This is a genomic window from Aeromonas sp. FDAARGOS 1411, assembly GCF_019047125.1.
GTDB lineage: Bacteria > Pseudomonadota > Gammaproteobacteria > Enterobacterales > Aeromonadaceae > Aeromonas > Aeromonas veronii.
This window is the reverse complement of the sequence record NZ_CP077214.1, coordinates 745,883-760,544: the sequence shown is the minus strand read 5'-3', so window position 1 is coordinate 760,544 and position 14,662 is coordinate 745,883. Positions and strand designations below refer to the sequence as shown.

Below are 14,662 nucleotides of genomic sequence, written 5' to 3'. Positions count from 1 at the left end.
TCAGAACTTTGTGGCCAACGCCTACTGGATGAGCGTTTGCTCACATTCCCCCACGCAGTGTTTGCCGTGCAGCGCCAATCTTGCGTATATTCCCGACCCTGCGCCTCGCCAGATTTTTGACAACAGACTGATCCGATGAAGACCTATATCTACTACCCCGGCATGGAGGTACGCGACGAGCTCTGGCTCAAATTTGCCCTGCTCTATCTGGAGCGGCTTGCCTTTGTCTTCACCGTCAGCGAAAAGAGCGGTCTCACCGCCCTGCTCGATATCCTTCAACAGCAGACCGATCTGCTCGCCGAGCGGCCCGATGCCGCCTTTTTTGCCGCCATTACCCCGCAATTGGAGAGCCAGATAAGCGGCCTGGTGGCCCCCGATTTCGTCCGCCACAAGGTGTTTGGCAACAAGGAGCTGATTGGTCGCTGGCGTCAGGAGGCCAACCACGACTGCTTCTGCCCGGATCAGGCGGGGCTGGAGCGGCTGCACGGCTTTTGCCTTACTCACGGCTTTGCGACCCGGGATGAAGGGGGGATCAGAATGGCGCGGCGCTTTGCCAACCTGCTCTCCATGCGTCTCGCCCGTGAGTGGGCACTCGCCAATGACGGGGCGCTTATTACCGATCACGACTATCTCGACCGCCTGCTCCATCTGCTCGAATCCCGCTACCACAATCGCGGTGGTCAGGATTGCTTCCACCTCGAGATCCCGTTGCAAGTGCCCACTCACCTGGCCGACATTCCGTTTGCAGAGCTGATTGCCCTGCGCGGGCGCAGCGGCTTTCGCCAACAGCTGGCCGAATTTCATCTGGCCATCGACAACCTGCTCGCCATGCTGGGTAGCGGCTATGCCGACCCGGCGGCCCTGACCCGCTTTGAGCAGGCTCAGCAAGGGCTCAATCAACTGCTCGGGCCCGAGACCCTCAGCATGCCACTCACCACCCTGGTCAGCACCAGCCTGCCTGCCGTGGCCATGCTCCACCAGTTAAAGGCGAGCCACCCCGAAAGCAACCTCATCTTCCATCCCATCAAAAAGAGCCACTTTCACCAGCGCAAGAGCCAGCACTTCTTCACCCGGCTCGGTCATCTGCGCCAACCGGGCTGAATTGGCGGAATGAAAAAGGGGTTGGCATCTGCCAACCCCTCTAGTTTTCTGCGGCCTACCAATCACCACCCCGGTGATTGGCCCGCTCTTGCGCCTGCCTGCGCGCCTCCATCGCCCTGTCACGGCGGATATTGGCAGGGGTACAGGCAAACTGTTTCTGATAACAACGTACAAAACTCTCGGAAACGGGTTCGAAAGGTGAATAGAACCCGGTACGTTCAGGAGAAACATGGTGATCACCATGATTGGTAGTGGCACAGCCCGAACTCATCAGCACCAGCAAGGGACACAGAACACGTAGCAAAAGAGAACTCCCGATTGGATTTGAATGAATTCGTAATTATTCACAAGTTAATTCACCCAATCAAATATTGATGCATTTCAAATGGTTAATTACATTCGTCTCAATGACTGTCGGCAAAACGCTCAACGGGTGATGGTGCCGGCATCACCGTCAGGATGCACCACGCGAAACTCGATGCGATCGCTGTTGCCTGCTTCATCCACCACCACCAGCTGATAGCGCCCCGCCACGCTCAACACCTGATCCCCGTCCCAGCGCAGCCGCTGGCCGTTGAGAAACCAGGCTGGCTTGCCAACACCGCCCAGCACCTTGGGCTGCAACCGGTAACGCTGACTGCGGATAAGGTTGCCCTCCCCCAGCGCCATGATGCGAATGGGGGCCTGCAGCTCGGCACTCTGCCCCTCCCCAGCACAACCACTTGCCAGCAGCGCCTGCCGCCGCTCGCCGGGGGACCGCCAAGGCTCCAACGACAAAGGCCAGAGTGCCCGAAAGCCGGATTGCGCCGCATCCTGGCAGCGTGCCAGGGTCGGCTTGCCCTCGGCGGTCAGCGCTACTTGGCGCAGCGGCGAGGGCCAGTCCATGGGATCCGGCAAGGTGGGGGGATCGCGCCCTTCCAGCAACCAGGCGCTCTGGCGCTGCAAACAGGCTTCAGGCAGGGTCGCGCTCATTTTGCGCCCCAGCGGCCAGCAGATCTCGGCCTCACTCACCGTGTTGGGTTGTGCCGGCAAGGGGCTGTTGTCAGCCAGCCGCGAGTAGACCGAGAGCAGCAGCGGCACCGCCGCGCTCTGGCCATAAAAACCGGGCAAGGGGGTACCATCGGGGCGCCCAAGCCAGACGCCGATGGTCCAGCGACCGGAGACCCCCATGGCCCAGCTGTCGCGATAGCCGTAGCTGGTGCCGGTCTTCCAAGCCAGCCGGTTGACCCGGCCGGTCGCCTCGCTGGCAAAGGGTTGGTCCGCCCGTCCCTGCGCGCTCAATATTTGCCAGATGATCCAGGCCGCGCCCGGACTCAGCAAGGGGCGCGACACCGCCTGCTGCCCCGCCAGCCAAACCGGCATCGCCACCTGCCCCTCCCGGGTCAGCGCACTGTAGAGCGCCACCAGCTGCTCGAGCCGAATGCCCGCCGCCCCCAGCGCGATGGCCGGATTGGGTTTGTCGGAGAGCGCCAGTCTCACCCCGGCGTTGTCGAGGCGGCTGACCAGCTTGTCGGGCCCGAGCGCCTCCAGCACCTGCACCGCCGGCACGTTGAGGGATTGCTGCAGCGCCTGAGCAAGGGTCACCGGCCCCTGAAAGGCACCGGAAAAGTTGGCGGGGCGATAATCAGACCCCAGTCTCGGCGCATCGGAGAGCAGGGAGGCCGAGTGCACCAACCCTTCATCCATGGCCAGACCGTAGATGAAGGGCTTGAGGGTGGAGCCGGGAGAGCGGATCGCCTGCACCATGTCGAGATAACCGTGGCGGCGCAAATTGCCATACTCGGCGCTGCCCACATAGGCGCGCACCGCCATGGTTTTGTTGTCTACCAAGAGCAACGCCGCTGAGGTCTGCTCGGGGAAGCGACGGATATAGCTCGCCACCCGTCCCTCCAGCCAGCGCTGCAGATCGCCGTCGATAGTGGTGTGCACCAGCGCCCCGGCCTGATTATCGGCGGCAAGGCGGGCAAAGAGCGGCGCCTCCATCGGCGTGAAGTGACCGCGGGCCAGCACCGGCTCGATACGTCCCTCCAACCACACCGGCTCGGGCCAGACGCCCTGCGCCACAAGTCGCTGCATCACCTTGTCACGGGCGGTGCGGGCCCGCTCGGGATGCCGGTCCGGCCGGTTGCGGCTGGGAGCCTGCGGCAGCACCGCCAACAGCGCCGCCTCGGCATAGGTCAGCTTGGCCGCGCTCTTGCCGAGATAGGCAAAACTTGCCGCCTGCACCCCCTCCAGGTTGCCGCCAAACGGCGCCCGGTTGAGGTAGACGGTGAGCAGGGTGCGCTTGTCGTAGTGCCACTCCAGCTGCAGCGCACGGGCCATCTGGCGCAGCTTGCCGGGCACGCTCCGGTGGTAGGGCTCGATAAGACGCGCCACCTGCATGGTAAGAGTCGAGCCGCCCGACACGGCTCGCCCGTAACGCAGCCACTGCCAGACCCCGCGCACCATGGCCACCGGATTGACCCCGGGATGACGCCAGAAGTAGCGATCCTCGTAACCCAGCAACGCCTCGATATAGCGGGGGGAGACCTGCTCCAGGGTCACGGGGTAGCGCCACACGCCGCTGGTATCGGCAAAGGCGCGCAGCGGTCGCCCCTTCATGTCGAGCACCACCCGTGCGTAGGCAGGGTCGAGTGGCGGCGGCGGGAAAATCCGATCCAGCGCCAGCAATGACAGCAGCAGTGCGACAACTCCCAGCACCGAGAAACACAGCCAGCGTGGCAGGCGCCCAAGCCAGCGCCAGCCAGCGCGGCCAGTGCGAACTAATTTCAGCCAGCCACGCTGCCAGAAAGTGAGCGGGCGAACCCGCTCAAGGGAGGGAATGTTACTCAGAGATGATCACCTCATGGATATCCTCACCCACAGCCCGCAGCTCGGGGCGGTACATATCCTCCACCTGGGTCGGCGGCACCTGATAGCGACCCGGCGTCACCGCCCGCATCAGGTAGACCAGTTGCTGGTTGCTCCCCTCGCTCAGATCCAGCGCTGCCGTGTAGCGGTCATCGCGAAACTCCTGATGCTTGAGATAGTCGTTCCACTCGCTCTGCCACGCCGGTTTCCCCTCGATGGAGAGATCTTCCAGCTTGATGCTGTTGCCAAGGGCCGGGTTCTCCAGCTCGAAGCCGGCGGGCACCATCTCTACCAGCAGGGCATCGGGCACCGCCGATTCACTGCTGACGTTGAGCCGCACCACCACCAGATCACCCACCTTCACCTTGGCGGGATCAAACGGCTGACCGTCGCTATTGAACCAGCTGCGGGTCACGCTCATCCCCTTGCTGATCCGTGCCGGTGCCTGTTCGGGGTAACCGACCAGAGTGCGCTGCACATAGAGGGATCCCTTGCCCTCGTTGGTGACGGTGCTCGCGGCCAGTGCCTCGGGGGCACCCTGCTGCAACGGAGCCGAACCGCTCAGGGATCCACTGCCAAGAGAGGAAGTTACCTTGGCCTGCCAGTCGACGGCCGGATCGAAGCGGGCTAGTCGCAGCAGGGCGAGCCGCTCTTGGGTGCTGAGCCACTGACGGTGGGCCAGGGTGTCGGCCACCTTGGCGCTGAGATCAGGCCAGCGCTCCGCAGCCAGCTTGTGCTGGCGCAGCAGTGAGAGTTCAAGGGCCTGATCGCGCAGAGGCGAGCCGTAATCCCCGAGATAGTCGTCACCACGCTCGGTCGCCAATGCCCGGCTGAGGGCCTTGGCGGCGTTCTGCTCATCACCCATGGCCGAGAGCGCCAGCGAGAGGTGCAAAAGCGGCAAACCTGAGCGGGCGTGATCAGCCTGCTGCTCCCAGATAAGTCGCAGGGTAGCGAGCGGTGCCTTGCCCACCCTGGCCAGCACATAGGCGCTGTAGGCCTGATAGGCCAACCGACTGTGCTCGGGGGCACTGCTCCAGCGCTCGCCGTACTGACTGTCGGTGAGATAGCTTTGCAGCCGGTTCAGCGCCTGATTGAGCATCGCCTCCGGCACGGCGTCACCCGCCTCCTTGCGCGCCAGCAGGTAGTCGGCGGCATAAGCGGTGAGCCACTGCTCCTCATCGGAGCGACCATCCCACAGGCCAAAACCGCCACTGGGCAGTTGCAACCTCTGCAGCCGTTGCAGCAGGGCGCGCTGCACATCTGACTCGCTCGCCGCTTTCTTGCCCTCTGCGGGTTTGCTCCAGGCGGCCCGCTCATCGGCCGTGGTCAGCAAGTAAGGCCAGGCCCGCGACAGGGTCTGCTCCAGACAGGCGTAGGGGTAGTCGGCCAGCGCCTGCCACTGGGCTGCCGGATCCCAGGGGGGAGTGCCGGAGAGGCTGAGCAGCCCCTGCAGGTTGGCGCGATCCAGCCCGGCCAGCTCACTTTGCGCAAAGCTCATCTGCTGGCCGGGGGCCAGCATCTGGTAGCGCTGGCGAGTCTCGGCAGGCCAGGGGGAGCGCAGCGGCAAAGTCCAGTCGCGGCTGAGGGCAAAATCCTTGCCGCTGGCCGCCAACTGCAGGCTCGCCACACCGCTCGCCCCGGTCACGGTGAGCGGCAGGGTCAACCACTGCTCTTCGCCATTTTTAAGGGAAAGGTTGCCGGGCAGCTCGCCGTTTGCCTTGAGCCCACCGTTGAGGGTCCAGACAAGGGAGAGGGTCTGATCCTCGCCGCTCATGTTGCGCAGCTGCACCAGCGCCCGGGTCTCATCCCCTCTGGCGCCAAAGCGCGGCCAGCCGATCTCTGCCACCAGCGGCGCCACTACCTTGACGGCGCGCTCGGCCTCCCCGACTTGCTGTTCGTTCCAGGCCAGCGCCATCAGCGCCAGTTCGCCGTTGAAGTTGGGCAAATCGAGCGGGATCACCGCCTTGCCCTGCTGGTCAAAACTCACCTCGCCGCTCCACAGTGCGGCGATCTCGACCCGACTCTCCAGCGCGCCACCCTTTTTCAGCGGCGCCCGGTCACCCCCATAATTGAGGCGGGCCAGCTTGCCATCCTGCGGCGGGATCACCTGACCGTAGTTGTCGAACAAATCTTGAGCGAAGCGCTTGCGACCAAAGAAGATCTCGAACGGGTCGAGCGGCTGGTAGTCGCTGATATTGAGCACGCCCCGATCCACCGCCGCCAGCACCACGCGCCCCTGACTGTTGGGGGTGGAGGTGGCGGTCACTTCCAGGCGGGTAAGCGGCACCGCTTTATCCGGTGCGCTCAGGGTGAGCGGCATACGGCGCGCTTCCCGATCCAGGGTGAGCGGCACCAGCCCGACCGAGCGCAGGTTCTGTCCCTGCTGGCTGCTGACCGGTTTGGAGGCGCTGTCTGGCGCGGCGATCTGGGCCGAAATGTGCAGGTCATGACGCTGCCACTCGGGGCTGACCGGGATCTCGAACTCGCCGCGGGCATCCTTGGCATCGTCAGCGGCCCCCTTGAGCTCGATGCGCTGCCACCAGCGCAGACCGTCGCCATCTTCCACCAGCAGCAACCCCTTGCCGGGGCGCGGGGCTACCAGCGTCACTTTGGCCTTGTCGCCCGCCTGATAGGCGCGCTTGTCGAGGGTGATGGCAATCTTGTCGGGCCGTGCCTGCTCGCCACCGCCGCCCCAGGCGTAACTGCCGATCTCCACCCGCAGGCTCGATTGATGGCCCTGACTGTTCTCCACCTCCAATCGATACCAGCCCGCCGCCAGTTGCAGCGTGAGCGGAGTCGGCCCCTTGCCGTCCAGCTGCAGGGTCTGCTCCTGCTCCAGATAAGGCTGGCTGTTGAACTCGTACTTCCATCCCTCGCCATTGGCGTAGTGCCAGTAGTAGTCGCGGTACTCGTTGATAAGGCGCACCTTCACCGCCCCCGCCACCGGCTGGCCTTGCTCATCGAGGTTGAGGATCTGGAAGGGGAGCTGCTTGCCCCCTTCCACCCGATCCGCCACGAAATCGGCCTTGAGTGCCGGCCACTGGCTGCCCGCGGGCCAGCCATACTGGGTGCGGCTGCGATTGACGGCGCGGCCACCGGGCTCGGAGAGCGACACCCGATAGGCCACCTCCAGCGGCCCGAGGGCGCGCACTCCATCGAGCTCTTCAGCTAACGAAAAAATCCCCTGCCCCTGCGCATCGAGGGTGAGACTGCGCGCCTCGAGATCCTTGGCCTGCTCGGCGAGCAGCACGTCACCCAGAGTGAACTCCTGCCACTGGGTAAAGGGCATGGTGGCGCGGCTGATCTTCACCTCCGCCTTGGCCTTGGTGGCACTGGCCGGCGCGCCGTAGAGATAGTCCCCCTGCAGTGGCAGGCTGAGGGCGGCGTCCAGACTCGTCACTTCCCCATCCGGCCCCTTGCCAAGCTGCAGTTTGAGCCGTTCCGGCAAGAACTCCTCCACCAAAAAGGGCCACTCGAAGCGGCTGCCAGCGGCGGTCTTGAGGTTGATGGTCCAGCGCCCGAGCGGCGCATCATCCGGCAAACGCAGACCGTAGTGGGCCGCGCCCAAATTGTCCGGCAGCTGCCGTTTCTGCTCGAGCAGCTGACCGTCCGGCTGTTTCACCTCCAGCTCCACCGCCATGCCCGGCAACAGCTGGCCATCCTGCCCCTTGAGCAGGATCTCGCTGTCGAGCCGCTCGCCGGGACGATAGAGATCGCGCCCGCTGAACAGATAGAGCTGCTGGGCCTGCCAGGGCTGGGTGCCGAGATCGAAGGTGGAGAGATCGAGCGCCGCCCCATCGAGGCGCAGCACCGCCAGATGGTTGCCCTGTTCGGCCAGCAGCAAGCGAGCCCCCTGCACCTGATCGAAGCGGCGATGGCCCTGCGGATCGGTGGTTTGCACCTGCAGCCGGTTGCCTTTCTCGTCGAGCAGGGAGAGCTGCACATCCTTGAGCGGGTCGGCGCTGGCCAGGGAGCTCACGAACACCTCCAGCTGATCGCGGTAACGGCGGGCGCTGAGCCCCATATCGCTCACCGCAAAATAGGTGGTCTCCTTGCGCCAGTCGTAGTTGCCAAGGGGCGACATCACCGCAAAGTAGACGCCAGCCTCAGCCAGCTGCGGCTCCTTCACATTGATGAGGCGGGTCTCGCGCCGGTTGGCATCGAGCTCCAGCGCATAGCGGCCGCTGAACACCCGCTTGGCCCGCTGGGTGATCTGCTCAAGCTCCCAGTTACCCATGCCGGCACCGGGGCGATATTCCGCCAGAAAACGGGGCAGATATTCCGCATCGACCCGAAAGAAATCGATATTGACCTCATCCACGTTGACCGCGCTGATGGGCAAGCGAAGTTCCTGACGCAGCGGCAATACCATGCCGCTGGCGGTAAAGGAGGCTCCCGCCTCCAGCGGGCGGGTCTTGAGGGTCCAGCTCTGGGGGGATGGGCCCAGCCCCGCCTTGAGGCTCACTTCATAGCTCTTGTCGGGCTGAACGTTCGGGAAATAGAGGGTGCGACCATCGTCGGCGAGGATCCACTCCCCCTGCACCTGCTTGCCCCCCTCACTGACCCCGAGCCAGCTCTGCCAATTGGCCTTGGGCGACAGGGGGCCGGAGAAGACCAGCGCCAGCGCCGGGGCATCGCGATATTGGCGGGTATTGGCCTGCACTACAGAAGTTGGCGCCCCGGCCTCCTGCTGCGCAGTGGATTCTGTGGTCGGTACTTGGCTGGTGGGTTTGTCAGGGCCGCAGCCAGACAGCAAACCGACCACCCCGCAAAGCAGCAGGGTTGACCAGCGGCGGCGCTGAGCGCCGGTTTCAGCGATATAGCGGTGAGAAGCAGAGGGAGAGTCGAAGAGGCGCATAGGTTCCATCCCGAGTTGGAGCGCTGCAAACGCAGCGTGGCTGGAAACAGGATAAGGCATCCTGCTCACCCGACACAAAGCTCATTACCCGAATGGGCACAATTCCGCGCCCCTGCAGCACGAGAACCCCCTTGCCCACTGATCCAGTGCGGCAAGGGTTGTCATCTAGTCGTGGCTGGTCTCGTTTTTTGCTCCGCCTTTGAACCAGCGAAACAGGATGGCCATGACGGCCGCCAGAAACAGCACCAGCGAGGTAATGAGCAGGGCCCGGGTCAACAGTTCGCTGTGGTGGAGGAAGAAGGGGGTATTCATCGCCAGTTTGCCCATCAAACTGAGGCAGAGCGCCCACATAAAGGCACTGGCAAAGCTGGCCACGCACATGCGCAGCACGCTCAGGCGGCCAATCCCCATCAACATGGGGGTCAGCACCCGCACGAACGGGATAAAACGGGAGGAGAACATCGCCAGAAAACCGTACTTTTTCAGCAGCCGGGTCGCCTTGGGCAGGCTGTCGGGAGGCAACATCCGTTCGATATGATCCATAAAGCGGGTGCGCTGCAGTGCCCGTCCCTGCCAGTACGCCAGCACGGAACCTATGCCAGCAGCCAACGGCAGATAAATAAGTGTTACTTCGGGGCCAAACACACCCATGCCCACCAACCCACCGGCCAGCAGTACCAGGCTGTCCCCCGGCAGGGGCAGGAAGACGAATGCGGACTCCAGCAGCAGTACCAGCATCAGGCAACTGATCAGCAGGGGTACCGCCTGCATCTGAACCAGGGCGTCAAAATCCTGATGCCAAATGGCCATCAGCATATCCAGCATGTCACTCTCCCTACTACACGGTTCATCATGAACGAGGCAGGGGTTATAGCACCCATCCCCTGAACAAAACGTTAATTTTGTCCGGCACAGGAAATAAAGTGTGTCGAAATATTGCTGCAATTAGGGAATGCAAGGAGGGCGAAAAGCAGAAACAAAAAGCCCCTCATCTTGCACGCACAAGGGAGAGGGGCAAACAGGCACAGAAATAAAACGGTTACTCGGCGGTGGCCATCTGCCAGGTTTTGAAGCCGCCGGAGAGATTCTTCACTTTAAAGCCGTGTTGGCTCAGCAGGCGGCAGGCGACATGGCCGCGCAGCCCGACCTGACAGCTGATCAGCAGCTCTTTCTCTTTGGGCAGCTCATGGAGGCGGCCACGCAACTCGTCGAGGGGGATATGCAGCGCCCCCGGAATGCGGCCCAGCTTGTCGAGCTCCGGGCCATTGCGCACATCCACCACCAGCTGATGGGGGTTACGAGCCTGTACCTCGGCCACGTGGCAGAGCAGGGTGTCCCCCTTCAGGTGGTTGCTTGCCACAAAACCCGCCATGTTGATCACATCCTTGGCCGATCCAAAGGGCGGCGCATAGGTGAGCTCCAGATCCTGCAGGTCAAACACGGTGAGACCGGCGCGCTGGGCCACTGCCAGCACATCGATGCGCTTGTCGATGCCATCCTTGCCGATGGCCTGGGCGCCATAAATCTTGCCATCCGGGGCAAACAGCAGCTTGAGGCTGACCGGATGGGCACCCGGGTAGTAACCGGCGTGGCTGCCCGGATGGACATAAACTTTCTCGAACGGCAATCCCAGTTGCACCAGTCGCTTCTCGTTGAGGCCGGTGCTGGCCACCGCCAGATCGAACAGCTTGCAGATGGCGGTCCCTTGGGTCTTCTTGTAGGTTTCGCTTCGGCCCAGCATATTGTCGGCGGCGATGCGCCCCTGCCGGTTGGCCGGGCCCGCCAGCGGGATCAGCACAGATTCGCCGGTGACGAAGTCAATCTCTTCCACCGCATCCCCCACCGCGTAGATAAAGGGATCCGAGGTACGCATCCCGGCATCAACCTTGATGCCGCCCCGTGGGCCCAGCTCCAGCCCCGCTTTGGCGGCGAGCAGGGTTTCCGGCTTGACGCCGATGGCGAGGATCAAGAGACCGGTATCAAGATGGGAGCCGTCATTGAGGGTCAGGCGCAGGCCACCACTGTTGGCGGTCGGCACGGCGGAGGTCTTCTCGGCTGACAGATCCAGACTCTCGATGGCGGTGAGGCCGGTGCGCAGGCGCAGGTCGATCCCCTCTTCCCGGATGCGGGCATGGAGCATGTTGGCCATCTCCTTGTCCACCGGCGCCATCACCTGATCGGCCAGCTCCAGCAGGGTGACATCCAGCTTGCGCTGGTGCAGCGCCTCCATCATCTCCAGCCCGATAAAGCCGCCGCCCACCACTGTGACATGACGAGGCTGATCGTGATGCAGGGCCGCCAAAATGCGATCCATGTCCGGGATGTTGCGCAGGGTATAGACATGGGGGCTGTCGATACCGGGGAAGGGAGGACGGATCGGCGCCGCCCCCGGGCTCAGCAGCAGCACATCGTAATGCTCGCGCTGCTCTTCACCGGTTTGCAGGTTGCGCACCAGCAAGGTCTTGCCCGCCTTGTCGATCTCAATCACATCGTGGAAGACCCGCACATCGACGTTGAAACGGCGCTTGAAGCTCTGGGGAGTCTGCAGCAGCAAGGCATCCCGGTCGGGGATATCGCCCCCGATGTGATAGGGCAGACCGCAGTTGGCGAAGCTGACAAACTCGCCCCGCTCGAACATCACGATCTCTGCCTCTTCACTCAAACGACGAGCACGAGCCGCCGCCGATGCGCCCCCCGCGACACCACCGATAATCAGGATCCGTTTCATCTGCAAGACTCCTCATACATGATAATGGGCAATAAATTAGAGTTTTCTAATTTAGAATTCAATGAAATTTTGTTTCACACCATTTTGCAGTATTCTTGCAACCCCGACGGTTGCTTAACAGGATGTTGTTTGTTCATGTCGTCTACCGCACTCAGTCATCTACCTCCTGCCCCCCAGACGCCACTCTTTTTCCGTCTGGACCTGCGCAGTCAACGGCTGGTCGCCCTGACCGACGTGATGCAAACCCCGCTCTACTGGCTCGATGAGCCGCGCGCCCCCTGGCCTGCCCAGCTACCCGATGCCCTGCGCCTGCCCATCGAACAACTGCTGGCCAACGGCCATGGCGGCAAGATCACCGTGCGCTTTGCCAGCCAGTTGTGGTATATCGCCCTCGCCCACGAGCAGGATGGCTTCTGGCTCATCTGTCTGCAGAACCTTCGCCAGGAGCCCATCGCCGATCTGGCATTGCAACTGCCGCGCCTCAGCCAGATGGCGAGCCAGCAACAGTATGCGCCCCTGCTCGAGGCCCTTAAAGAGAGTTTGGGGGCCGATCGGCTCATCCTCTGGCACTATCAGGCCAATGGTGATCTCGGCAGCGAGCAACTCACCCCTGTGTTCACCCTGGGGGTCGAGGCGCTCTACCCCATTCGTGGTGACAGCCGCTATATCCGCGCCCTGCGTACCCGCAAAGCATTGAGTTTCTCGGAGGCCGCCCACCAGCCGATGCTGAGCAATCACCTCTATCTGACCAGTGCCGGTGTGCGCTCACGCCTTGATGGTGCCCTGCTGGAGCAGGACAAGCTGTTCGGGGTGCTGAGTCTGGAGTATCTCGATCCCACCCCGCTTAGCGAGGAGATGTTGCAGCTGGTGCGCAGCAGCGCCCAACTGCTCGGTCACTGGCAGCCGCAACCGGAAGAGCACCGCGCCGAGCTGGCCCTCCCGCCCGAGCTGCACCAGCAGACCGGCATCGACTACTGCAAGACGCTGGTAAGCTGGGCCATGAGCGCCAGCGGTGCCCGGGTGGGCTGGATCGGCGAGTTCCAGCCCCGCGGTCAGGATCTCTGGATCATCCCCCGCTGCGTCATCAACGAGGAGATCTGCTCCACCCTCAAGCCCATCCAGCTCGACCCCGGCCCCGCTCAGGAGCTGTTCCAGCATGGTCAGGCCATCTATGTGGAAGATCTGCCCGTGCGCTATCCCAAGGCGACCCGGCTGCTTGCCCTCAATGCCAGCGCCTACATCGGCATTCCGCTCCATGGCCAGAGCGGCGCCCCCATTGGCCAGATCACCCTGCTGCTCGATACCCCTCTTGAGGAGCCCGAGCAGCTGCTGGATCTGTTGAGCAGCCAGCACGAGCGGGCAGCCATCGAAATCAAGCGCCTCGCCACCGACGATGCCCTGCGGCTGGCGGAAGTGGCCTTCAATACCCACGATGGGCTGATCGTGATGGATCACAACGGCATCATCCTCAAGGTCAACCACTCCTTCAGCCGGATCACCGGATTTGGCGAGGTAGAGGTGATCGGTCACTCCATTCGCAAGCTGCGTCCCACCTACTACGGGGATCATCTCAAGGAGGATGTCAGCCGCACCGTCAACGAGCAGGAGTTCTGGCTCGGGGAAGAGCGCTGCCTGCACAAGGATGGTCACCTCTTTCCGGTGCGCTTGATGGTGAACGGCGTCAAGGATGAGCAGGGAGAACTGAGCCACTTTATCTGCAGCTTCTACGACATCACCCAGGAAAAAGAGGCGGCCAGACATATCGAGCAGCTCGCCTACTACGACGATCTCTGCGGTCTGCACAACCGCCGCAGCCTCAACCATATTTTGCAGCAGACCCTGAGCTCCCCCAACGGCCAGTGGGGCGCCCTGCTGCTGCTGGATCTCGACAACTTCAAGTCGATCAACGACTCCCTCGGTCACGCCTGCGGCGATCTGTTGCTGCAGGCCGTGGTGCAGCGTTTCAGGGAGCTGCCCCAGGACAATCTGGTGCAGGCGCGTATCTCGGGGGACGAGTTTGCCCTGCTCTTTACCCAGCTGGGACAAGGGGAAGTCACCGCCAAAATTCTGGCAGAGCACTTCGCCCGCGAGCTGATGGGGCTGTTTCGCACCCCGTTCGACATCGGCGATCACAAACTGCACTGCAGCGCCTCGGTGGGGATCAGCCTCTTCTCCGGCAACGAGACGGATCATCTGGTCCTGATGCAACAGGCCGACACCGCAACCCACATGGCCAAGCGCGCCGGTCAGGGCCACTACGTCTTCTTTACCGAGGCGATGGCCCAGCATGAGAAGAACCGGCTGACCCTCACCAATGAGCTGCGCGATGCCCTGCGTCATCACGAGCTGCAACTCCACTATCAACCGCAATACCGGGTCGACAATGGCTCACTGTCGGGTATCGAGGCGCTGCTGCGCTGGCAGCGCAGCGACGGCACCATGGTGCCACCCGGGGAGTTTATCCCCATCGCCGAAGAGACCAGCCTGATCCTCGAAATCGGCTACTGGGTGATGAAGACCGCCTGTGCCCAATACAGCTTCTGGCTCAACCGTGGCCTGCAGATCCCCCATCTGTCGGTCAACGTCAGCGCTCGCCAGTTCCACACCCAGGGCTTCGTACAACAGGTGGAGTACATCTTGCGCGACACCGGTGTGCCCCCCTCCCGCCTGCTGCTGGAGGTGACCGAATCGGTAGTCTTGGAGAATCGGCAGGAGAGTATCGCCAGAATGCGCCAGCTCAAGGAGCTCGGCATCCTCATCTCCATTGATGACTTCGGTACCGGCTACTCGTCGCTGGCCTATCTGCGGGATCTGCCCGCCGACGAGGTGAAACTGGACAGAAGCTTCATTCAGACCCTGGTACACAGCGAACAGGACAGAGCCATCGTCAAGGCGATACTCGATCTGGCCCAGGTATTCCGTTTTACCGTCACCGCCGAAGGGGTGGAAGAGGAAGCGCAGCTGACTATCCTCAAAGCGCTGGGATGCCAGCATTATCAAGGGTTTCTCACCAGTCGGCCGCTCACCGTCAAGGGACTGGAGCAGCTGCTTGGCTGCCGGGCGCCGGACTAAAGGTGTAGGATCAATAGGGGTTTATGTAATAAAATAACGGCCTGCTCGAATCG

General features: G+C 62.8%; 6 protein-coding genes. 2 read left to right on the top strand and 4 right to left on the bottom strand.

Translation table 11 applies throughout. The features are described 5' to 3' along the window. Nucleotides 1–135: 135 nt before the first annotated feature. On the top strand, nt 136–1,101 hold the full coding sequence (locus I6L41_RS03340) for a hypothetical protein (RefSeq protein WP_216961978.1): 966 nt from the start codon (nt 136–138) through the stop codon (nt 1,099–1,101). A gap of 426 nt (nt 1,102–1,527) precedes the next feature. On the opposite strand, the gene pbpC is transcribed toward I6L41_RS03340, so the two are convergent. From pbpC to I6L41_RS03320, 4 genes are all read right to left on the bottom strand, one after another. Then, on the bottom strand, nt 1,528–3,873 hold the full coding sequence (gene pbpC, locus I6L41_RS03335) for a penicillin-binding protein 1C (protein WP_254203416.1): 2,346 nt from the start codon (nt 3,871–3,873) through the stop codon (nt 1,528–1,530). Nucleotides 3,874–3,925: 52 nt separating this feature from the next. Then, a complete protein-coding gene (locus tag I6L41_RS03330) occupies nt 3,926–8,809 on the bottom strand; it encodes an alpha-2-macroglobulin (protein WP_254203383.1) in 4,884 nt (1,627 codons plus the stop codon). Nucleotides 8,810–8,974: 165 nt separating this feature from the next. Continuing rightward, nucleotides 8,975–9,634 carry a DedA family protein gene (locus I6L41_RS03325; protein WP_216961974.1) on the bottom strand — a complete coding sequence of 220 codons (660 nt, stop codon included), beginning with the start codon at nt 9,632–9,634 and terminating at the stop codon, nt 8,975–8,977. Between the two features lie 214 nt (nt 9,635–9,848). Further along, nucleotides 9,849–11,537 (bottom strand): FAD-dependent oxidoreductase, encoded by a 1,689-nt coding sequence (locus I6L41_RS03320; RefSeq protein WP_216961972.1) that lies wholly within the window; start codon nt 11,535–11,537, stop codon nt 9,849–9,851. A 135-nt stretch (nt 11,538–11,672) separates the two neighbouring features. Here I6L41_RS03320 and I6L41_RS03315 point away from each other — a divergent pair, with 135 nt between their 5' ends. Further along, nucleotides 11,673–14,609: an EAL domain-containing protein gene (locus tag I6L41_RS03315; protein ID WP_216961969.1), complete on the top strand. Its 2,937-nt coding sequence runs from the start codon at nt 11,673–11,675 to the stop codon at nt 14,607–14,609. Nucleotides 14,610–14,662: the final 53 nt, after the last annotated feature.

What these genes read in the sequence shown, in the direction of transcription:
- I6L41_RS03325 (WP_216961974.1), bottom strand. Translation starts at nt 9,634, where the DNA reads ATGCTGGATATGCTGATGGCCATTTGGCATCAGGATTTTGACGCCCTG.
- I6L41_RS03330 (WP_254203383.1), bottom strand. Translation starts at nt 8,809, where the DNA reads ATGCGCCTCTTCGACTCTCCCTCTGCTTCTCACCGCTATATCGCTGAA.
- I6L41_RS03315 (WP_216961969.1), top strand. Translation starts at nt 11,673, where the DNA reads ATGTCGTCTACCGCACTCAGTCATCTACCTCCTGCCCCCCAGACGCCA.
- I6L41_RS03320 (WP_216961972.1), bottom strand. Translation starts at nt 11,537, where the DNA reads ATGAAACGGATCCTGATTATCGGTGGTGTCGCGGGGGGCGCATCGGCG.
- I6L41_RS03340 (WP_216961978.1), top strand. Translation starts at nt 136, where the DNA reads ATGAAGACCTATATCTACTACCCCGGCATGGAGGTACGCGACGAGCTC.